Genomic DNA, 20,864 nt, shown 5'->3' on the forward strand with positions numbered 1-20,864 from the left:
TTATTATTATTGAGCCGATTCTAATGCCCGAAGACAGCTAATCAGACTATCGCGCCAATAAGGTATTTCTAAACCGAATGTTTTTTTGATCTTAGTTTTATCCATTACAGAAAAAGCTGGCCTGGTTGCTCTTGTAGGATACTCACTGGTGCGTATTGGATAAGTTTTTACCTGAATACCTGATATATCAAATATTCCTTTTGCAAAATCATACCAAGAAGTTACGCCTTCATTACTGTAATGGTAGATGCCAAAATTTCCTGCGCCGGTATTTATAATATCAAGTATTGCACCTGCCAGGTCGATAGCGTATGTTGGCGTCCCAACCTGATCAACAATGATCTTTAGCTCATCCCTATCGGCACCAAGTTTAAGCATAGTTTTTACAAAATTGTTTGCAAACTCAGAATAAAGCCAACTTGTACGAATAATGTAGTGCTGTGATAAAATAGCAACAACACCCTGCTCTCCCTCCAATTTAGTAAGGCCGTAAATGCTTATAGGTTCTGCAATATCATCTTCTACAAGCGGATTTGGCGTATCTCCTTTAAAAACAAAATCTGTTGATATTTGCACCATTGTGGCACCATGTGCCTTACATTGTATAGCCAGGTTTTCGGCACCTGTTTTATTTATTTTGCGGGCCAGTTCAATATCATCTTCGGCTTTATCAACAGCTGTATATGCTGCACAATTGATGGCGTACTCTGGCTTATATCGTTCAAATATCTCGTTCAGCAGGTCTGAATCCAATATATTGGCTTCCGATTCTGGCGGGAAAACAATAGAAGTAATGCCTTTTAAAGTGGCAACTTTTTTTAAACACTGGCCAAGTTGACCAGAAGCACCGAACACTACTATATTTCCCATATTTAAATTAATACTGTCTATTTAGTTTTATTTAGTTGTTAAAAGTACTAAAGTAATTTATTAAAAACCTAAATCACCGGCATCTTTTAAAAATGGCAACTCAAGATCTTTTTCCGACACCACCAATTCATCTACCAACATACCCCAATCTATATTAAGATCAGGATCTGCATAATGCAATCCGCCTTCTGAAGCTTTGTTGTAATAGTTGTCGCACTTATATTGAAAAATGGCAGATTCGCTTAAAACTACAAATCCATGTGCAAAGCCCCGGGGGACAAAAAGCTGTTGATGATTATCTTCGGAAAGCATTACTGAAAATTGCTGTCCGTAAGTTGGTGATCCTTTTCTGAGGTCAACAACTACATCCAATACTTCCCCTTGGGTCACTCGTACTAATTTTGATTGAGAATGCTTACCTTTTTGAAGATGGAGGCCCCTAAGCACTCCCTTTGTGGAGTATGATTGATTATCCTGGACAAAATTAACTTCGTAACCTACTGCATCGTTAAAACTTTGCGCGTTAAATGATTCAAAAAAGTATCCTCTCTCATCTTTAAAAATCCTTGGAGTCACTATTATACATCCCGGGATTGGGGTAGGTGTAATTGTCATGATATGCTTTATAAATTAGTTATGGTTATTGGTTTGCGTATTGATGCTGGTAATAAGTGGCATAACTACCACTTGTTATGTTATTTAGCCATGTTTGATTTGCTAAAAACCAATCAATAGTTTCCGAAAGGCCTTGCTCAAATGTTACAGACGGCGACCAGCCCAATTGTTTATTGATCTTTCCAGCATCTATCGCATATCTTCTATCATGACCAGGACGATCTTTCACATAGGTAATCAGTTGTTTACTTGTTCCAGGTTCGCGACCCAACTTTTCATCCATTTGTTCACAAAGCAAATGTACAAGGTTGATATTTTTCCACTCGTTAAAGCCGCCAATATTATAGGTATCGCCAACATTGCCTTCATGAAATATAAGATCAATGGCTATCGCATGATCTTTAACAAACAGCCAGTCGCGGGTATAATTTCCATCTCCGTAAACCGGTAGTGGGTTGTTATTGATGATATTGTTTATCATCAACGGAATCAATTTTTCGGGAAAGTGATATGGACCGTAATTGTTTGAGCAGTTTGAAACGACGACTTTAATACCATAAGTGTCATGATATGCACGCACAAAATGATCAGATGCTGCCTTACTTGCACTATATGGCGAATGTGGATCATAATGAGTCTCTTCAGTAAATAATCCTTCTGCACCTAATGCCCCGTAAACCTCATCGGTTGATACATGATAAAACAGGTGCTCATTATAACTACCTTTCCACCTTTCTTTAACAACCTCAAGCAGATTCACTGTACCTATTACATTGGTATAAACGAAATCAAGTGGACTTACTATAGACCTGTCTACATGTGATTCAGCTGCCAAATGCACAACATCTGTTACTTGATATTTATCAAAAACGGCGTTAAGCTGTTCTCTATTTGTAATATCTGCCTTTTCAAATATATAATTTGAAGCCGTCTCAATATCACTAAGATTTTCAAGATTTCCAGCATAGGTAAGTGCGTCCAGATTAACTATTAAATATTCCGGGTAACTGGTTACAAAACGGCGGACTACATGTGAGCCAATAAAACCGGCTCCGCCGGTGATAAGGATTGTTTTCATAAGGGGCCTATATAGATACTTAATGATTTAGTAATATAATGTCCAAATCATTACAAACATTAAAACAAAAAGTCATTTTGAAAAAAAATATTATATTTTTGGTAATTATTAAGAAACATTTGACTCAACATGAAACCCAAGTTAGCATTTAAAGCTTTGGTAAATGAAGTGAACACTCTAATCCCTCATTAATATTTAAAGTACAGAAATAATTGTATATCTAATTAAAATAGCGGCTGGTATAAAATCATATAAACATAACATATCAGGGCTTCTATCCTAGCCACTTTCCTTAGCCAGTTAAGTTTTAATACCAGATTTGAAAACATCATTCATTACTATTTAATTACCATTTGTTTCAGCATAAGTTCCATTTTTGATAGTAAAAACAGATAAAAACCCATTTTACCACCATTTAAAGTAAATTACCCGCTATAAACTACTGTTAGTAAAGCACTTTTAAGCAAAAATTGTTAATAGAAATGGTTCTCTTTAAAGAAAAGTTTAGAAAGTCAATTAGCGTATAATTATACTTCCAGCTAACATATTAATTTTCTTTGACAATGGCTGGCTTTGTCATTTTCAAAAAAAACACCGGCCCATAATACACGTATCGTTTCCACATTCTTTTAGGTTCTTTTAAGAAACGAATAAACCACTCCAAACCCAAGTCAATCCATATTTTATTGGGTCTTTTCACTGTTTCAGCATAAAAATCAAAAACAGCTCCGATTGTACAAATTACGTGCGCATTTAGTTGTGGTTTAAATTGATTGGCCCACATTTCTTGCTTAGGCGCTGTCATTCCAACAAAAAGGACGTCCGGGTTAAAATTGTTTACAGCGTTAATCATTTGTTGATTATCAGAATCTGTAAAAGATGTCTTATATGGAGGAGAATAGAACCCCACACGCATACCAGGATAGTCTGTGTTTAATCGTTTTTTAATTTCGGCTAAAGTAGCTTCAGATGATCCCAAATAAAAACAAGATTTATTATTCTTAATACATGTATCTAACAAATAATTATGCACATCTGCTCCGGCGATTTTTTTTATCTTGTTATTGAGCATTAAGCGTATAGCTACAACTATAGCAATACCATCAGGTAACAATATATCTGAACTTCTTAAAGCATTTTTAAACTCCTGATTATTTTCAGCAACACAATAAGAGTATTGATTAATAGTGTTAATTAATAGTTTACCTTTAAAGGTAATCTCATTAAGATTACCTTTAAATATTTTGTAAAATCTCCAATTTATAACATTCATACAACGTTCATCCAGGGCATTATTTAATTCAACAAATCATTATTTGACTGTTTCATTTAATTGCAGGAAATCCTGATAGGCTAAATTAATGCCTTCTTTCAATTCTATTTTATGTTTCCATCCTTTAGCATGAAGTTTAGAAACATCCATCAATTTACGGGGTGTTCCATCCGGCTTTGTGGTATCAAAATTTATCTCGCCCTGGTAATTTATAATATCTTTAATTAATAATGAGAGATCTTTAATTGATATGTCTTCACCGGTACCAATGTTAACTAATCCTTCTTCATCGTAATTCTGCATCAAATAATAACAAGCTTCGGCTAAATCATCTGCGAATAAAAATTCACGTTTGGGAGCACCTGTGCCCCAAATAGTTACTTCAGGTAAGCTTTGCTCTTTTGCTTCATGAAAACGGCGGATCAACGCGGGCAATACATGTGAATTTTGAGGGTGGTAATTATCATTATAACCGTAAAGGTTAGTAGGCATTACAGATATAAAGTTACACCCATATTGAGCACGATATGCATCGCACATTTTTATACCGGCAATTTTGGCTATTGCATAAGGCTCATTAGTTGACTCAAGCAAACCTGTTAGCAAGTATTCTTCTTTTAAAGGCTGTGGCGCTAATTTAGGGTAAATACAACTTGAGCCTAAGAACATCAACTTTTTAACGCCATTCAAATATGAGTTATGAATAACGTTGTTTTGTATCTGGAGGTTATCATATAAAAACTCAGCCCTATAAGTGTTATTAGCCACAATACCGCCAACCTTTGCTGCAGCTAAGAAAACGTAATCTGGCTTTTCAAACTCAAAAAAGTCGGCTACCTGTTGCTGGTTACGCAAATCAAGCGTATCTGAAGTGCGGGTAATAAAATTGCTAAACCCTTCTTTTTCAAGTTTACGGAGTATGGCTGAACCAACCATACCACGGTGGCCAGCTATATAAATTCTTGCTTCCTTTTCCATTACCTATTACTCAAACTGGTTTTTGATAACATAACCCGAATCCTTTAATAGTTTTTCTTTAGTAAACAGTTCAACATCTGCTGCAACCATTTCGCTTACCAACCCTTTCAAATCATACTTGGGTTTCCACCCTAATTTGGTTTTTGACTTTGTAGGGTCACCAATTAATAGTTCAACTTCTGTTGGTCTAAAGTATTTTTCATCAACGGCAACAACTTCCGTCCCGGTTTTTACCTGAAAATCAGGGTTGCTGCAACTTACCACATAACCTTTTTCGTTAACACCCTCATTTTTAAACTCTATCTCTATCCCAACTTCGGCAAATGACATCCTAACAAATTCACGTACCCTTGTAGTTACACCGGTTGCTATTACAAAGTCTTCCGGTGTTTCCTGCTGTAGTATCAGATACATAGCTTCCACATAATCTTTCGCATGCCCCCAATCTCTTTGTGCGTCAAGGTTTCCAAGAAACAACTTATCCTGCAAACCCATCGCTATTTTAGCTGTAGCCCGGGTTATTTTTCGGGTAACAAAAGTTTCGCCTCTTAAAGGGCTTTCATGGTTAAACAAAATACCATTACAAGCAAAAATACCGTAGGCCTCGCGATAATTAACAGTTATCCAATAAGCGTACATTTTAGCCACTGCATATGGAGATCGTGGATAAAAAGGCGTAGTTTCTGACTGAGGAACAGCTTGCACTAAACCATATAATTCCGACGTGGATGCCTGATATATTTTTGTTTTTTTCTCTAAACCCAAAATTCTTATAGCTTCCAATAAACGAAGTGTTCCAATACCATCTGCATTGGCCGTATATTCTGGAGTATCAAAACTCACCTTTACGTGAGACATGGCACCCAAATTGTAAATTTCATCTGGCCGTACTTGTTGAATTATACGTATAAGATTAGTTGAGTCGCTCAAGTCACCATAATGTAGTGTAAGCTTAACGTCGGCATCATGAGGATCCTGGTATAAATGATCAATACGATCTGTATTAAAAAGAGAGCTTCTTCTTTTTATACCATGTACTTCGTACCCCTTAGATAATAACAATTCCGTAAGATAGGCACCGTCCTGACCGGTTATGCCTGTGAGCAAGGCTACTTTCTTCATTTATTTTGTTTTTTGTAGATTCAACGTAAAAATACTATTAAAAATTAAAAGAACAAGCATAAAAATTACAAAAAATGTATTTTTTGTAATAAGAAAAAACAAGTGCGAATTTTATTAAAGCGATATATTCTCGTTCATTTAGCCTTATGGCAGATTTCATAAATTGTTTTTATATCTCTAAAGCGTATTGCTTTTTATTAATTCGGAGATAAATTGTCAAAATTCAATTAAAACCTTTAACTACTAAAAGTGTTATCCGATATAATTTTAACTTAGTAGATGTTAAAGACACTCTTCATGAAAACTAAAAAATTACAAGTCAACATTTTAATAATTTTCATTCCAATTATATTTTGTTTTTCTTCATTTTTCAAAACATATCCACCCCAGCCGGTGCATCAAACATATTATGTAGATGCCACTTTAGGAAATGATTCCAATGACGGTCTTAATAGAGAGAAACCCTGGAAAACCCTTTCAAAAGTAAATCATTCTGTATTTAACCCTGGAGATAAAATTCTTTTAAAACGCGGCGAAACATTTGACGGAGAACTGACCATCAGCGCATCCGGTGATAATAGTGCAAATATTTCTTATGATGCATACGGCGAAGGTAGTAAACCAATAATTAGTGGACTTACAAATCTTACCCAATGGAAGAATTTAGGAAAAGGCATTTGGGAAGCAGAGTGTACAACATGCCAACTATCTGTTAATATGGTTTTAATTAATAATAAGGAACAAGGTATTGGACGCTATCCTAACCCGACTGATAATGATGGCGGATACTTAAATTATGAATCGCACATAAATAACAACACTATTGTTAGCAAGTCATTAAATAGTGAAGTTAATTATACAGGCGCCGAAGCTGTTGTAAGAAGAACAAAATGGATTTTGGAAAAGGGTGTTATCACATCGCAGGTAGGGCAAAATATTACCTATAAAACCCCATCAAAATATCCATATAGTGATGGGTTTGGTTATTTTATACAAAATGATCCTCGTACGTTGGATCAATTGGGCGAATGGTATTATAACCCTGCTAATAAAACCATCCAAATTTATTTTGGAACAGAAAACCCTAAAGATTATCAAATAGAAATATCCAAAAGAAAAATTCTTGCAACTATTTATAATGTTAACTATGTTACTGTAGAAAACATATGTTTTAAAGGTGCGAATGAAACAAATGTAGCAATAAGTAAATCAACAAACATTCAGATAAAAAACAACCAAATGAATTTTTCTGGAAAATATGGCATTCTTGCTTATGAATCTGAGAATTTGACGTTAGATGGAAACAATATTGACCAAATCAATGATACGGGGATAAAGGGTAACAACTGTTTAAACGCCATCATCCATAATAATAATATTACAAACATCGGTCTGATTCCAGGCATGGGATCACGATACTCAGCTGTGGAGGTTGAAGGAAATAATATGGTAATTTCTTTCAATAATGTTGATAAATGTGGATATGACGGGTTTAAGGTAGATGGAAACGATTGTTTGATTAAAAATAACTTTGTAAACAGGTTTACGGAACTACTTGATGACGGTGGAGGTATTTACTTAGATGGTCCGAGTTACAAAAACAGGAAGGTAATTAATAACATTATAACCAATGGCATATACAATTCCGCCGGGACTAATTCTAATCAACCACTCTCTGAGGGAATTTATGCAGATGATAGCACGTCAACCACAATCATAACTGGAAATACAATCGCCAACATGGCCCATAGTGGCATAAAGATCCACAATGCACATATGATAACCGTTAAAAATAACACGTTGTTTAACAATCAAGTACAAATAATGCTTGACCACGATAGAAATCCGAATGGCAACACTATTAGAAACCTTACGGTTACTAACAATATAATGGTATCCGTTACTGACAAGCAAAATAATTTATATCTACAAACTTCTGGTGATGACATTGCTAACTATGGGTCAATAGATAGCAACTATTATGTCATGCCCGAAGGTAGCAACACCCCAAATATAACAACCAGAACAGGGTATTCACGAAATGTAAAGGGCGATTACGATCTCAAAAAATGGAATAGCAATTTTTCATTCGACCGCAATTCTATCGGCTTAAGGATAAGAGCGCAGAAATTTTTAAGCAGTAAAAAAATATCGAGTAACGATGATAACAACAATGGAGTTAGATTTGAATATAATAGCTCATCGCATTCAAAAAACATTTCACTTGGAAACTCCATTTACGTCGATCTAAAGAATAAAAAACACAAAAAAATTGTTACGATCGCTCCGTATTCCAGTATTGTATTATTAAAACAGTGATAATGATTTACTAATGCGGTGAATGAAATTATAATGGTGTAGAGATTTATGATTTCATCATTACTGTAGTGGTTAAAAACTGATTATCTGTTCAATCCCATCGCAAATATTAAGCATGTGCTTCAAACAGCGTTATTTTTGCTCCGGCTTCTGTAAACAAGGTGTCAATAATGTCGTAATTTCTTTTAGAAAGAGTTGACCATTTACCTGATTGCCAAATTGAAATAATTTTATCGGCGTATAACTGTGGATCAAAAATATCTATAACCAAATCTTCATCATTTACAATTGATTTGTTAAACCCTATGTTGCTAACTATTGGGACAACTCCCCTACTCATAGCTTCAGTAAGCGAGTTAGAGTGTCCTTCTCTATCCTCAATAGTAGGAAAAATAAAAAAGTGCTTATTTAGCAATAGCGCAAATAAATTATCTGTCTTAATTGGTCCGGGCATGCTAACTTCATCGGCAATGTTAAAATGATCAATCATTGATTTTAAACGGTTTACGTATTCATCGTTACCTTTTAGACTGCCGATAATCTCGATATTAAAATCAAAGCCTACTTGCTTTAATTTATCGCACACATCAATTATAAATGTTATATTTTTTGCCGGTACAACGCGCCCAAAGTAAACCAGGTTAGGTTTGGATGCTTTTTCGCGATTATTTAACTGATACGAGGCATACTGATCTTCGGTTATGTAATTAGGATAATAAAGCGCCGTTTTACCTGTAATTAATTTAATAAAAGTTACCGCCTCTTTACCTTGACAAAGTACCACGGTAGCGTTTTTTACCGTTTGTTTAAAAATAAATCTATAAAAATATGACCGGTTTTGGTAAGCAGACTCAGCACCACCTGCTCTTATTTCGTATACCGATTTTAGTTTAAAAACCTTACACGTTACGATGAAAAGATATTCGATATATACCAGGTGAAAATAGAAGGCTGATAAATGAAAGGAATGTATTTTCAGCGTCAAAAGCTTCCAAACAAATTTTAAATATGTTTTGGTCAATTGGAACAAATAAATAAAACTTTTCAAAAGTGGAATTTGAACGGGATAAGGCTTATTTAAAACGATTACATTAAATCCCAGTTTTGACAAGATTTTTATAGTACGTTTATTACCCGATTCGCCTCCCCCAATAATAGTTCCCTTTTTATTACCAACAGGTCCATAAAATAAAATGTTGTTCATTTTCTTAATAAGTGTCTTAAGTATGTTTAAGTTAAATAATGAAATAAATCAATTGGGCACAGATAAAATTGATTTAACTTTTATTTTTACCCAATTGATTACAAGATTATTACTTATAAAATTGGAGATACCAATCAAAAAAATGTTTAATACCCTTTTGCAAATCGGTTTTAGGTTCATATCCCATTTCATTAATTAGTGGCGAAACATCTGCAAAAGTCGAAACTACATCACCGGGTTGCATGGGCTTAAAAATTTTAATAGCTTGTTTCCCTATTTCCTGTTCTAAAATTGTAATAAAATCCATAAGCCCAACCGGACTATTATTCCCGATATTGTAAATAGCAAATGGCGCAGGGGAATTTGAAGGCAGAGCATTAACCATAAACTCTTCCTTTTTACCGGTAGGCGGATTATCAAGTACCTTTAATATTCCGTCAACAATATCTTCAACATAGGTAAAATCTCTACTCATTTGGCCATTGTTAAATATGCTTATAGGCTCATCGTTTATAATGGCTTTAGTAAAGAGCATAGGGGCCATATCCGGGCGACCCCAGGGACCATATACCGTAAAAAAACGCAATCCAGTTACCGGAAGGTTATAAAGATGGCTATAAACATGGGCCATCAATTCGTTACTTCTCTTAGTAGCAGCATATAGTGATACTGGGTGATCAACACCATCGGAGGTAGAAAATATCGAATCATTGTTTAATCCATACACGCTGGAACTACTGGCATATACTAAATGCTTGATATCATCTTTTCTGCAGCATTCAATTATATTAAGAAATCCACCTATGTTACTTTTCACGTACGCGTGGGGGTTTTCAAGGCTATATCTTACCCCTGCTTGTGCGGCTAAATGCACAACCATATCAAAAGAATGCTTTAAAAACAAGCTTTTTATAGCGTCTTCATCTTCTATATTTAACTGATAAAAACTATAATTGCTATACTTATTACTTTGAACTTCTTTGTTATAAGTAATTTCAGATTTATAAATTCCCGAATTTTCAAGACGGCCATACTTTAATGCAACATCGTAATAATCGTTAATGGAATCTATCCCAACTACCTGATGGCCATTGGCAACAATTTTACTGACTAAATGAAAGCCAATAAATCCTGCCGTACCCGTTATTAAAATTTTCATATTAACTCTTTGTTACAATATTGTCTCGTGATTATCTAAATTAAACTGATTCAAAAATTTCCAACACCTGCTTACTTAGTATTTGCGAATCAAAATACTTGAGTGCCGTTTTTTTTGCTTCCACTCCCATTTTCTTTACTATTTCAGGATTTTCAATACAAAATATAATTGAATCACTAATTTCCTTTACAGATTCTGGGTTAATAAGAAGAGCATTTTTTCCATTTTCCAAATACTTTGAAACATCGCCAACATTGGTTGCTATTATAGCTTTGCCGGCTGCTAGAAATTCGCCCAACTTGAACGGAAATCCGGCGTGAGCAAATGGAGAATTGTTACGGGGCATACAAAAGATGTCTGCGTCATTCAAAACTTCATAATACTGTTCTGTAGTTAAATAGCCTTTATAATCTATTTTGGGGTTCCCTTTTATCATACTCATAACTTTCTCCATGTCTTTTTTTACTGCAGACATCCCTGAAAGTATAAGGCTGACATTACTATATTTTTGAGATACTTCATTAAATGACTCTATCAAAAATTCAATACCGTCTTTTCCTAAATAAAACGATCCTCCATAAAATATCTTTATATTATTAGAGTCTGTGACCGACTGTGCTGTTGGGAAGTATTTAAAATTAACCGTAATAGGTATTAAATATATAGGCGTATTGGCAGCAACCTCTTTTAATCTATTCTCCAGGTGGCTCGAAATTGCAATAACTGCATTTGCCAACGTTTGTATCTTATTAAAAAAGTAAATTGAACTTTTAACTTTAAATTTACTCAACAAACCCGAAAATTGTTTATCCAACCTATTATCTTCAACTATATCGAAAATAAGTTTATAACCTAAAGAACGGGCATACCATAAAAACACTATATTTCTAATATCCGGATATCCATAATTATAAATAATATTCTTTGACTTCTTATTAAATGCGGTTTTTAAAAAATTAATTCCAGTTTTATAAAATTGTATTAGTTCAATAGGGTTTAGTGGATTTTTGTAGCCCGCATACTCATATTTGATTGTCCCAATAACACCTTTTTGGCCAATTTTTGAGGTTTCATGAATATTAGTTAAAGCCAAATTTGAAACCTTTACAAGTCCAGCATCTATCAAAGGGTCTACAAGATTTTTAACTCTCATTGAACCAGCCATTCCCTCTTTTAAAGAAACACCCTGAACAACAACATTTAAATAATCATCTATCATAATTTTATTTATTTATCGTCAACTACACTTTTGTACAACTTGTCTATGTCCGCCATCCTAGCGCCAAACCTTTCATCCTCTACTTCAAACCAAGCTTTTCTATCCTTTAACTCTTTTGCCGGCGTGCCGCCGATAAGCATATTTTTATTCAAAAAAGATTTATTAACCATAGTATTAGCGCTAATGGTTACGTTATCTGCTATCGTAACTTCACCCAAAATAATTGCCCCAGTTGAGATATAAACATTGTTTCCCAATATTTTGAGCTCAGATCCAGCAATACATGTTGATGTATGTAAAACACAATTGGCCCCCACTTTGGCATTCTCATTTACTACAATTGTACCGTAATGTGGAATATATAGGCCCGGTCCAAAAACGTGTGCTGGTATCGAAAACCCCAACCGAAGGCTAATTTTTTTAAACCTGTATGTAGCAATCAAAAACTTAATTTTTTTTAAAACACCGGGCTTATCGGAAAGATATTCCACCTTTCTTAATAGCAGCATAAATTTTTGAATATGATCAGGAAAGAACAGTAATTTTATTGTTCGTTTTAGGGAATTAGCCGGTCGCCCGGAAATAATCCTGTCGGCATTAATATAAAACTGATACTCCTTCTTGTTCATTTAAAATTTATTGTAAATACTAAATATTGAATAAATTTAATTCCTGTTATATTAAAATAAGGCGTACACTACATTCTGATTTCGGACACCACTTTACATGGATTTCCAACAGCTATACAATTTGCCGGTATATCAGTAGTAACTACGCTATTTGCACCTATCACTGAATTATCGCCTATCGTTACCCCTTTTAACACTGTTACTGAGTAACCTATAAAAACATTATTCCCAATTGCTACCGGTTTTCCAGACTCAACCGGTAAACGTCGTTTTAAAGGGTTTATATTGTGCCAATCGCTATCGGTAATTAATGTATTGGCTCCAACCAAAACATCATTACCTATAATTACTGATGAAAAAGACATTATACAGGTACCTGAAAACCCACAATTATTACCAATTATAATTTTAGCATCTTTTGAATGACTGGATATAATACAAGGACTCGAAATACCTATTAAATTAGAATCAGATGATGATCTAAATCTGCAGTTTTCTCCAATAATAATAGAAGAATCCGGATGTCTTACAAACAAACTGTAACCATAAAATTTACACTTTCTGCTTAATTGCGCCCCTTTCAGTCGCCATAAAAATCTAACAGCAACTGTACAAAACAATGATTTAAGATCAAGCCACTTATAATAAATTCTGTAAAAAAGATGGCCTTTAATATCGATTTTCATAGTAAAGTGTTCCTTTATTATTCTGCTTTATGAAATGATTTCATCTTTAAGCGCATCAAGATAACCGCGTCCATGCACCAGGTCAGGTTCAACATAGTTACCTTCCGCCCATTCATTCCATGACCGTAAAAATATTATCTTGTGTTGATCTTTTTTGCCTTGTACAACCTGCACTGCTTTATTTACTAAAGCTTTAAATAGTGCGGGGGTACTTTTATGATAAATTAGCGCTTTACGACCAGATCTGGCCGTATGATCAAAATTAGGAATTACCGTTGGATATATATTTTCCTTATCATCAAATTTAGGATTAATAAGATGTTTAATAACATCAGCATAATTAAATTTATTTAAAGGAGTAGCTTTAAAATAACTTTGAAGTTTTTGTAAGGCCTTGTTATAAAATTTACCTTTTATATTATCGGCAGCATCGCGGATGCCTGCCCTGCAAACGGCTTCGAAACCAATATTCATTATTTTTTCACAATCTGAATTATTTGCAGCCTGACCAACAAAATGAATACCTTTTAAACCGTTTTCTACGGCCAATTCCTGCCAAATTTTGTTAAATTTTTCAAAATCCTTGATCTCAAGTGGAGCGTAAATAAAAAACAAAGGTTTACCGTCAACAGTAATATATCTTTTGTCTTTCAAAGCACCTAACACATAATTGAAATGCTTTATATAATCTTCTTCTCCAGGATAAACCTGCTCCATTAAAATTTTTACAGATTTATACTGATCTCTTGCAGTCCATGTCCTCGTTGTCCAGGTATGATTTGCCCAACCTAAACAAAAAGGGAATTCAGGCTGTCCTGATTCCAATACTTCCTGGAGAGGTTTCTCTAAGATCTTTTTCCCGTTGCCAAACCAATAATGCCAATACATAAATCCTTCAACTCCAGCATTACGTGCCATTTCTGCTTGTGCTCGCTTTATTTCCGGTAAACGTAAATCATAATAGCCTAAATCGGCGGGTACTCTGGGTTGATAATGTCCTCTAAATAACGGTTTAGCTTTACCAACATTCGTCCATTCAGTAAAGCCTTTTCCCCACCATTCGTCATTTTCCGGAATTGGGTGGAATTGAGGTAAATAAAACGCTATAACTCGAGCTTTTTTATCCATAAATATATGTCTTACTTTTTGTGTCAATTTCTTTAACTTCCATTAAACTGCACATTAAAAATGTGTAGTACAATGCAAATATTTGTATATATCCATATTCACCGGTTCCAATTGCGTATGCAACATACACAATTACCAATGTGTCCATCAGAATTATGCTATCTGCCGATTTTAAAACTTTCCTTTGAAGTTTAAACAACATGAGGAAAAAAACAAGCCATATAAATATTCCTATAATACCGCTGTTACATAAAACAACAAAAAAAAGACTCTCGAAGGCTAATAACACTGGATGGTCTCCGTGTTTAGATTTATAGTAGGTAGTCCAGTCATACCCCTTTCCAACTAATTCGCGTCCCTTAATTTCACTTAACGCTCCTTGCAATTGGTACATCCGCAAAGATATTGATGAGCCCTGGAGGCTGGTCTTTTTTCCAGAAACATCAGTAAAAGAAGCAAATATATTAGACAAGTCTTTGTTAGCATTAATTACTATAAAAGCGATCAAGGCAAAAATAAGTCCAGTTAGCATTACTTTTACCTGTCTTTTACTTATCAGATAATACATTGCCCCAAACATTATAGCAGCTAACCCGGTTCTTACACCTGATATTAATATATTAAACACTAACAACGAAAACAAGACAATAAACCAAAACCTCTTGTCTCTAAAAAAATGAACAATTACAACACCAACCATAAAACAGAGGTGTAAAGTCCATGCCATAGGGTGCACCATAGTAGATTGAATTTTACCCGCACTTGAGAAGCTAAGTCTGGATTCTACAACGGCGGAGTACACACCTGCCACATCGTTTGCGCCAAAATGAAGGGCTAAGAAAGATGTGTAAGGATTTGTTCCACCCAATCCCATCAGAAAAACACCGTAGACCCCCGCTATTATAAAAGATATCGTTAACGACCACTTAATATAATTAATAAGCTTCGGATCAATGCTCGAATAGTTACTTATAATGAATGCCAAAATACAGGTTTTCATAAACGAAAGTCTCAAACTATTCAATTGAAAATCGAATGGAGTGTCAGTGGTGAAAACAGAAATTAACAACAAGAATAAAAACAAGAATAAAAATGGCTTGATCATTTTAAAACTAAGCTTACCTTTTTTTCGCATTTTGAAATCATACAGAAAAGAGATAAGAAGTAAAGTATTTACCAAATTATATGACACGGTTATACCACCAAGAGGAAATTCTAAGTAAGGGACTAATATTAAATAAGAAATGTATAAGCTTATCGATAATTTCAAATTAATAAATGAAAACGCAACGATCGAAAGCGCAAAAATCAAGATACATGTTATAATTGTATTCATTAAGATGTCTTTGTATTAACGTTCAATTATTTTTATAATTTTTGCGGGAACTCCGCCCACAACAGAATTTTCCGGCACATCCTTTGTCACTAAAGCATTAGCCCCTATAATAGAATTTTTCCCTATTACCACATTAGGTAATATAGTTGCCTTATCGCCAATCCACACATTATCTCCAATTATAACAGGCCCTTTAGAATAAAGTGGCCTTTTAATAGGCGGGATAATCAATTGCTCCAATTCTGTTTTACCATGACTATTATCTGTGATCGTAACTTTCTTTCCAATTAACACATCGTTTCCTATCACAATTCTGTTAATAGCTGTAATATGACAATCCTCGCCAATCGAAGTATTATTGCCAATAAAAATCTCAGGATCAAAAGATTGGCCTCTATAAAAATCGTATGCACTTAGTATCGTCCGCTTACCAATGCCAACATTATCTCCAATTGAAATATAGTTTCCACCACGCAAATTTATACTGCAGCCAATAGCTGCATGCTCACCAAAGCTTTTAAACTCTTTAGATAGCCAAGTAGTATATAGTTTCGTCTTAAACCTATGAAACGCCACAGACGCATCATAAGACCAAATTAATGCAGCGACATTACACAATAACTTGATGCCATATCTAACCGCCCTTTTAAACCACATCTTCAGTATCAATTAAAAAAATTATTTTTGAGTGCCTTAATTCCTTGCAAAATTTTATATTTCGGTATATCGTAAATAATAAACAAATAAAACTCTGGATAAAATTTAAAATATTGATAAACTAACGACATGTTCTCGTTTTTAAAAGAATGGCTTTCTTCAAAGATGACCCTCAAGCTCCATTTTTTAAGAAAATTGTGATAGAATGCTGACTTAACTTCATAAAGCGTAGATAAATTAATTTTGCCTGCATTATAAGCCCCATGTAAAATTTCTCCCACAAAATTTTGGACAAATACTTCAAAAAAATCATATCCACCTTTCTTAATACCAGGAATATCATAAAAAAAAGGTTTATAAATAATCTTAACCTTTTTCTTTGTTTCAAAATTTTCTAAAAACATCATTAAATGCGGAAACAATAACCCTTCAAAAGATTCTGTATTGTTAAACAAGTCAAAATCTTCTTTCCAAATAGAAAATGTTCCAATCCAGGTGGGCCAATAAGTCACTTTTTTAAAAAAACTATTTAAGTCTTCGCAAATAGCAAATGATGATGTGTTATGCTTGTTATGAAAATATAATATACTACTTTGATCACTATTATCAACAATCAAATCAAGCAATTCTTCCAGTGAACCTTTATTAAACAAACAATAATCATTACAAAGCTTTAACAGTTTACCTTTTCCGTATTCCAATACTTTTAAAATATTTTTCTCCATTCCTATGTTCACCTCATTTTTAAAATAAAAAACATTGGAATAAGATTGCATAAATCTCTTTACCATGATCTCAGTATGATCATTGGAGTTATTATCTAATATGATTATTTCCACCCGCGAATCAAATCCGTTTTCCAAGATGATATTTTCGATGCATTTTTCTAATACATCTGCCCTGTTATAGGTGGGTATGCAAATCGATAGTAGACACATTTATAGCAAAATTACATTTATCGGCGAAGCCAAAACTACTGATCCCAAATTCCTCTCGCCGTATTGTTTATCAATTTATAATATTGAATCGGAATTAGAATAGCAGGAATCAATAACACTAAGTTAGTAGCGAATATTACACCCGCCGGCCCCATATTTACATTCCTTGCAAAAAAAATCGCAAAAGGCACTGTCAAAATACATTGAACTAAAGCAATCCAAAGCTCTAATTTGATTTTACCAACACTACTTATATAGAATACAAACGGACCATTCCACCCCAATATAATCGTAAAAAATGCACATTGGAATGCCAAAGAATATGATACAACAACCTGTTTACCGACCCAAATATGGATAAGATATGGTGAAACCAGCCAAACCATCATTATTACAATAGAAAAAACAGCCCATATTAAAACCAATTTTTTCATCGATCTTTTAATCCATTCATTATCTTTCTGGGCATTTGCCTCTGTGAAAGCCGACCAGAAAGGGGTTACAATTATTGTTAAAAAAGTTATTGCTGATGAAAATAACCGATAGGTTATATTATAAGGCGTTACGTCCTTGGGGCCAAAAAGCTGCGTTATAATCAAATTATCAGATGAAAACATAATTACCGTCGTAATTTGAATAAAAAAGAATTTTATCCCTAACGTCATTAAGTTGTTAAGATACTTACGCTTCGGGATCAGCACAAAACTTGGTATATATTTCTTTAACCTGGTTAAGAAAAAATAAGGGGTAATAATGGCGTAAACAACAATAGGTGTTATCATGAATGCCATTGAAATAGAGAACAAATTTGTAGTTCCAAATCTGTGAAGAAAAAATATAATTATTAACGAGGCTAAGTTTGAAATAAAAAGTAAAGAATTACTAAAAGTTGTTTTTTGAAGCGATAATAATATTGTACTTATATTCTTTAAAAATAGCTGCAAACAAAACAGCCCAAAAACCCACCATACAATGCTTTGAATATCTTCATCAAATCCAGCTTTAACGTTTAGTATTGAAGCCCAATTAATAAAATGCTGAACAACGGAATAAACAATAAATAATCCTAACGCAATCAGCGCCATAGACGAATAAAATGTTTGAATGTAGTCTTTCGCAAGATCGTCCTCTTTTTTCGCTACAGCCTCTGTAAATTTATTTCTAAATCCATTTCCAAGACCTATATCCATCATATTGATCCATGTTACAATAGAATATATTGTTATCCACACACCGTATTTTTCTTGATCAAGAAGATGAATAGTAAAAGGTACTAAAGCTAAAGATGTTATAATGCTAAGCCCTTTGATTAAAAACGATCCAAATATATTTTTCTTTACCGTTTTAGTTCTTTCAGACCCGGATAATAATTTATCCAACAAGTTCCTCATAGTTTATAATTAATTATTTTAACTTTTAAATTTCAGCCTTTTGATTCCTTCACTTATGCTAATTTTAGGCTTCCATTCCGGAACAACGTTTACATTAATCCAAGGAATCATTACTTCATTTTCGCGATAAGATCTTCCTCCCCAGTTAATATTTAATTTTTGATTCGTTGTTTCTTCAAACAGTAAAGCAAGTTCCTTTAAGCTATATCTTTTTTCAGCCTTTACAGCATACACTGCTCCGTTAACAACGTCAGGATGGTTGTTTTCTAAATGCTGTGCTAATAAAATAAAAGCGTATACGATATCATCTATGTATGAAATATCTATAATTTGTTCTCCTGGCGACATCGCCAGCGTTTCCTGAGTCTTCGCTATCCGATCCCAAATATTAAATATTTTGGGGCGCGGATCATCAGGGCCGAACGTATCAAACAATCGAATCGTACAAAATTTTATTTTATTTGATTCGATATAAAATTTGGCAATATCTTCGAATGCTTGTTTAGTAGCAGCATAAAGATTTACGGGAGAATAATCTTTGTTGTTACTATTTTGCCAATAGGTTCCCGTATTAATAAACCATTTAACCTTGGCTCTAAAACTTACTTCAAGCAATTTAACAGCAAATTTGATATTGGAATCGATCAATAATTCAACTTCGTCAACTTGGTGCTCACCAGATTTTACAAATGATGCTAAATGAATGATACCGTCGAATGCTTCCTGTTCAAAAAATTGGACACATTCAACTATATTTTTATCGCCTAGTATAAAGGTTTTGTTAAGATGAAATGGTGATATTTCATTAGTAAGAAGATTTATTGTAACATTATGACCATGCTTATTTAATTCTTCAACCAAATATCTTCCAATAAAGCCTGTAGCCCCTGTAATAAAAATCTTCATTTCAAAATATCTATACTTAAAATTGCAAACGGCCCCTTAATATATTTATCTATTGTAAATACTTCTTTATCACATCAGCCATATAATCGTAATGACTTTCATTTAAGCCAGGCCAAACACCTAACCAAAACGATTGATTCATAATAATATCTGTATTTTTCAATTCGCCAACAACACGATGTTTCACATTAGCGTATGCTGGTTGACGAAGTAGGTTTCCCGCAAATAATAAACGTGTTCCGATCTTATTTTCCTCCAGATGTTGTACTAACATGTGCCGGTCATTGGCATCCCCTTCGCGTAATGTTAATAAAAATCCAAACCAAGACGGATCACTTTCAGCGGTGGGCTCCGGTAAGATAAATACGTCCTCAAATTGCTTCATTCTGGAGTAGAGAGCCTTATAATTTTCACGCCTGCGTTGTACAAAATGATCAACTTTTTTGAGCTGTGATACGCCAAAAGCGGCCTGCATATCAGTTACCTTCAGATTAAAACCAACATGCGAGTAAGTATATTTGTGATCATAACCATAAGGAAGTGTTCCTAATTGCTGAGAAAATCTGCATCCACAGGTATTATCCTTACCTGGTTCGCAATAGCAATCACGTCCCCAATCTCTAAAACTTTCGGCTAATTTTGCCAATTCCGGATTGTTAATTAATACTGCTCCGCCTTCGCCCATGGTGATATGATGCGCTGGATAAAACGAAAATGTCGAGATATCTCCAAAAGTACCCGTCTTTCTCCCTCTATATGTGGCGCCTAATGAGTCACAGTCATCTTCTACAACCCATAAATTATATTTTTTTGCCACTCGCATAACCTCATCCAGATTAAATGGGTTTCCCAGTGAATGAGCAATCATAATTGCTTTTGTTTTAGGAGAGACGGCTGCCTCTATCAATGATGCGTCCACGTTATGAGTAGCGATATCAATATCTACAAAAACCGGAACAGCACCAAATTGTACAATCGGGTTTACAGTAGTCGGAAACCCGGCAGCAACAGTTATCACTTCATCGCCAGGAACGATAGCCCGGGCGCCCAATTTGGGAGAAGTAAGTGCGTAAAACGCCACAAGATTCGCTGAAGATCCAGAATTTACCAAAAGAGCCTTAGTTGCTCCGAAATAGTTGGCGAAATCTACTTCAAATTTATTAGCGAAGCGCCCCGTAGTTAACCAGCCATCTAAAGCAGCTTCTACACCCATTATAATATCGTCTTCATCAAGAACCTTACCCGTTACTGGAATGTAATTCTGACCTGCGATGATTGTTTTGGTAGTTTGGGCTTTCGCGATCTCGCGAAGACTTTTTTCCAATTCTGGGCTGTTTATATTTTTTATCATATTGT

General features: G+C 34.4%; 19 protein-coding genes. 1 reads left to right on the forward strand and 18 read right to left on the reverse strand.

All coding sequences use genetic code 11. From position 1 onward, the window contains the following. Positions 1 to 6: 6 nt before the first annotated feature. From rfbD to gmd, 6 genes are all read right to left on the reverse strand, one after another. Positions 7 to 870 carry a dTDP-4-dehydrorhamnose reductase gene (gene rfbD / locus AC1DYB_RS21545; protein WP_477437884.1) on the reverse strand — a complete coding sequence of 288 codons (864 nt, stop codon included), beginning with the start codon at positions 868 to 870 and terminating at the stop codon, positions 7 to 9. Positions 871 to 930: 60 nt separating this feature from the next. Further along, positions 931 to 1,485 carry a dTDP-4-dehydrorhamnose 3,5-epimerase gene (gene rfbC / locus AC1DYB_RS21550; RefSeq protein WP_477437886.1) on the reverse strand — a complete coding sequence of 185 codons (555 nt, stop codon included), beginning with the start codon at positions 1,483 to 1,485 and terminating at the stop codon, positions 931 to 933. Positions 1,486 to 1,510: 25 nt separating this feature from the next. Continuing rightward, on the reverse strand, positions 1,511 to 2,563 hold the full coding sequence (gene rfbB / locus AC1DYB_RS21555) for a dTDP-glucose 4,6-dehydratase (RefSeq protein WP_477437888.1): 1,053 nt from the start codon (positions 2,561 to 2,563) through the stop codon (positions 1,511 to 1,513). A gap of 547 nt (positions 2,564 to 3,110) precedes the next feature. Continuing rightward, entirely contained in the window at positions 3,111 to 3,836 is a 726-nt protein-coding gene (locus AC1DYB_RS21560; protein ID WP_477437890.1) for a WecB/TagA/CpsF family glycosyltransferase, read from the reverse strand. 39 nt (positions 3,837 to 3,875) lie between these two features. Continuing rightward, positions 3,876 to 4,814: a GDP-L-fucose synthase gene (fcl, locus tag AC1DYB_RS21565; protein ID WP_477437892.1), complete on the reverse strand. Its 939-nt coding sequence runs from the start codon at positions 4,812 to 4,814 to the stop codon at positions 3,876 to 3,878. A 6-nt stretch (positions 4,815 to 4,820) separates the two neighbouring features. After that, positions 4,821 to 5,936, reverse strand: a complete 1,116-nt coding sequence (gene gmd, locus AC1DYB_RS21570; protein ID WP_477437895.1) for a GDP-mannose 4,6-dehydratase — start codon at positions 5,934 to 5,936, stop codon at positions 4,821 to 4,823. 297 nt (positions 5,937 to 6,233) lie between these two features. Here gmd and AC1DYB_RS21575 point away from each other — a divergent pair, with 297 nt between their 5' ends. After that, positions 6,234 to 8,255 carry a right-handed parallel beta-helix repeat-containing protein gene (locus tag AC1DYB_RS21575; protein ID WP_477437897.1) on the forward strand — a complete coding sequence of 674 codons (2,022 nt, stop codon included), beginning with the start codon at positions 6,234 to 6,236 and terminating at the stop codon, positions 8,253 to 8,255. 109 nt (positions 8,256 to 8,364) lie between these two features. On the opposite strand, the gene AC1DYB_RS21580 is transcribed toward AC1DYB_RS21575, so the two are convergent. The 12 genes from AC1DYB_RS21580 to rfbH all read right to left on the reverse strand — a co-directional run bounded on the left by AC1DYB_RS21580 (position 8,365) and on the right by rfbH (position 20,859). Next, complete coding sequence (locus AC1DYB_RS21580; protein WP_477437899.1) at positions 8,365 to 9,459, reverse strand: glycosyltransferase family 4 protein; 1,095 nt, start codon at positions 9,457 to 9,459, stop codon at positions 8,365 to 8,367. A 109-nt stretch (positions 9,460 to 9,568) separates the two neighbouring features. Then, positions 9,569 to 10,618, reverse strand: a complete 1,050-nt coding sequence (locus tag AC1DYB_RS21585; RefSeq protein ID WP_477437901.1) for an NAD-dependent epimerase — start codon at positions 10,616 to 10,618, stop codon at positions 9,569 to 9,571. Between the two features lie 40 nt (positions 10,619 to 10,658). Further along, positions 10,659 to 11,837: a glycosyltransferase family 4 protein gene (locus AC1DYB_RS21590; RefSeq protein ID WP_477437903.1), complete on the reverse strand. Its 1,179-nt coding sequence runs from the start codon at positions 11,835 to 11,837 to the stop codon at positions 10,659 to 10,661. Between the two features lie 8 nt (positions 11,838 to 11,845). Further along, positions 11,846 to 12,328, reverse strand: a complete 483-nt coding sequence (locus AC1DYB_RS21595) for an LbetaH domain-containing protein (protein WP_477437905.1) — start codon at positions 12,326 to 12,328, stop codon at positions 11,846 to 11,848. Between the two features lie 206 nt (positions 12,329 to 12,534). Further along, positions 12,535 to 13,152: a DapH/DapD/GlmU-related protein gene (locus AC1DYB_RS21600; protein ID WP_477437907.1), complete on the reverse strand. Its 618-nt coding sequence runs from the start codon at positions 13,150 to 13,152 to the stop codon at positions 12,535 to 12,537. Positions 13,153 to 13,179: 27 nt separating this feature from the next. Continuing rightward, positions 13,180 to 14,280, reverse strand: a complete 1,101-nt coding sequence (locus tag AC1DYB_RS21605) for a glycoside hydrolase family 99-like domain-containing protein (protein WP_477437909.1) — start codon at positions 14,278 to 14,280, stop codon at positions 13,180 to 13,182. Then, complete coding sequence (locus AC1DYB_RS21610) at positions 14,273 to 15,280, reverse strand: O-antigen ligase family protein (protein WP_477437911.1); 1,008 nt, start codon at positions 15,278 to 15,280, stop codon at positions 14,273 to 14,275. Before AC1DYB_RS21610 ends, AC1DYB_RS21605 begins: the two co-directional genes overlap by 8 nt. A 351-nt stretch (positions 15,281 to 15,631) precedes the next feature. Beyond that, positions 15,632 to 16,273 (reverse strand): acyltransferase, encoded by a 642-nt coding sequence (locus tag AC1DYB_RS21615; protein ID WP_477437913.1) that lies wholly within the window; start codon positions 16,271 to 16,273, stop codon positions 15,632 to 15,634. An 8-nt stretch (positions 16,274 to 16,281) separates the two neighbouring features. Beyond that, positions 16,282 to 17,211 carry a glycosyltransferase family 2 protein gene (locus tag AC1DYB_RS21620; protein ID WP_477437915.1) on the reverse strand — a complete coding sequence of 310 codons (930 nt, stop codon included), beginning with the start codon at positions 17,209 to 17,211 and terminating at the stop codon, positions 16,282 to 16,284. 35 nt (positions 17,212 to 17,246) lie between these two features. Continuing rightward, entirely contained in the window at positions 17,247 to 18,602 is a 1,356-nt protein-coding gene (locus tag AC1DYB_RS21625) for a lipopolysaccharide biosynthesis protein (RefSeq protein WP_477437917.1), read from the reverse strand. An 18-nt stretch (positions 18,603 to 18,620) separates the two neighbouring features. Further along, entirely contained in the window at positions 18,621 to 19,508 is an 888-nt protein-coding gene (locus AC1DYB_RS21630; RefSeq protein WP_477437919.1) for an NAD-dependent epimerase/dehydratase family protein, read from the reverse strand. Positions 19,509 to 19,557: 49 nt separating this feature from the next. After that, positions 19,558 to 20,859 carry a lipopolysaccharide biosynthesis protein RfbH gene (rfbH, locus tag AC1DYB_RS21635; protein WP_477437922.1) on the reverse strand — a complete coding sequence of 434 codons (1,302 nt, stop codon included), beginning with the start codon at positions 20,857 to 20,859 and terminating at the stop codon, positions 19,558 to 19,560. Positions 20,860 to 20,864: the final 5 nt, after the last annotated feature.

The organism is Mucilaginibacter sp. P2_A4 (assembly GCF_056405015.1).

Excerpts from the sequence above, each read along its gene's own strand:
- rfbD (WP_477437884.1), bottom strand. The coding sequence starts at position 870 with ATGGGAAATATAGTAGTGTTCGGTGCTTCTGGTCAACTTGGCCAGTGT.
- rfbC (WP_477437886.1), bottom strand. The coding sequence starts at position 1,485 with ATGACAATTACACCTACCCCAATCCCGGGATGTATAATAGTGACTCCA.
- rfbB (WP_477437888.1), bottom strand. The coding sequence starts at position 2,563 with ATGAAAACAATCCTTATCACCGGCGGAGCCGGTTTTATTGGCTCACAT.
- AC1DYB_RS21560 (WP_477437890.1), bottom strand. The coding sequence starts at position 3,836 with ATGAATGTTATAAATTGGAGATTTTACAAAATATTTAAAGGTAATCTT.
- fcl (WP_477437892.1), bottom strand. The coding sequence starts at position 4,814 with ATGGAAAAGGAAGCAAGAATTTATATAGCTGGCCACCGTGGTATGGTT.
- gmd (WP_477437895.1), bottom strand. The coding sequence starts at position 5,936 with ATGAAGAAAGTAGCCTTGCTCACAGGCATAACCGGTCAGGACGGTGCC.
- AC1DYB_RS21575 (WP_477437897.1), top strand. The coding sequence starts at position 6,234 with ATGAAAACTAAAAAATTACAAGTCAACATTTTAATAATTTTCATTCCA.
- AC1DYB_RS21580 (WP_477437899.1), bottom strand. The coding sequence starts at position 9,459 with ATGAACAACATTTTATTTTATGGACCTGTTGGTAATAAAAAGGGAACT.
- AC1DYB_RS21585 (WP_477437901.1), bottom strand. The coding sequence starts at position 10,618 with ATGAAAATTTTAATAACGGGTACGGCAGGATTTATTGGCTTTCATTTA.
- AC1DYB_RS21590 (WP_477437903.1), bottom strand. The coding sequence starts at position 11,837 with ATGATAGATGATTATTTAAATGTTGTTGTTCAGGGTGTTTCTTTAAAA.
- AC1DYB_RS21600 (WP_477437907.1), bottom strand. The coding sequence starts at position 13,152 with ATGAAAATCGATATTAAAGGCCATCTTTTTTACAGAATTTATTATAAG.
- AC1DYB_RS21605 (WP_477437909.1), bottom strand. The coding sequence starts at position 14,280 with ATGGATAAAAAAGCTCGAGTTATAGCGTTTTATTTACCTCAATTCCAC.
- AC1DYB_RS21610 (WP_477437911.1), bottom strand. The coding sequence starts at position 15,280 with ATGAAAACCTGTATTTTGGCATTCATTATAAGTAACTATTCGAGCATT.
- AC1DYB_RS21615 (WP_477437913.1), bottom strand. The coding sequence starts at position 16,273 with ATGTGGTTTAAAAGGGCGGTTAGATATGGCATCAAGTTATTGTGTAAT.
- AC1DYB_RS21620 (WP_477437915.1), bottom strand. The coding sequence starts at position 17,211 with ATGTGTCTACTATCGATTTGCATACCCACCTATAACAGGGCAGATGTA.
- AC1DYB_RS21625 (WP_477437917.1), bottom strand. The coding sequence starts at position 18,602 with ATGAGGAACTTGTTGGATAAATTATTATCCGGGTCTGAAAGAACTAAA.
- AC1DYB_RS21630 (WP_477437919.1), bottom strand. The coding sequence starts at position 19,508 with ATGAAGATTTTTATTACAGGGGCTACAGGCTTTATTGGAAGATATTTG.
- rfbH (WP_477437922.1), bottom strand. The coding sequence starts at position 20,859 with ATGATAAAAAATATAAACAGCCCAGAATTGGAAAAAAGTCTTCGCGAG.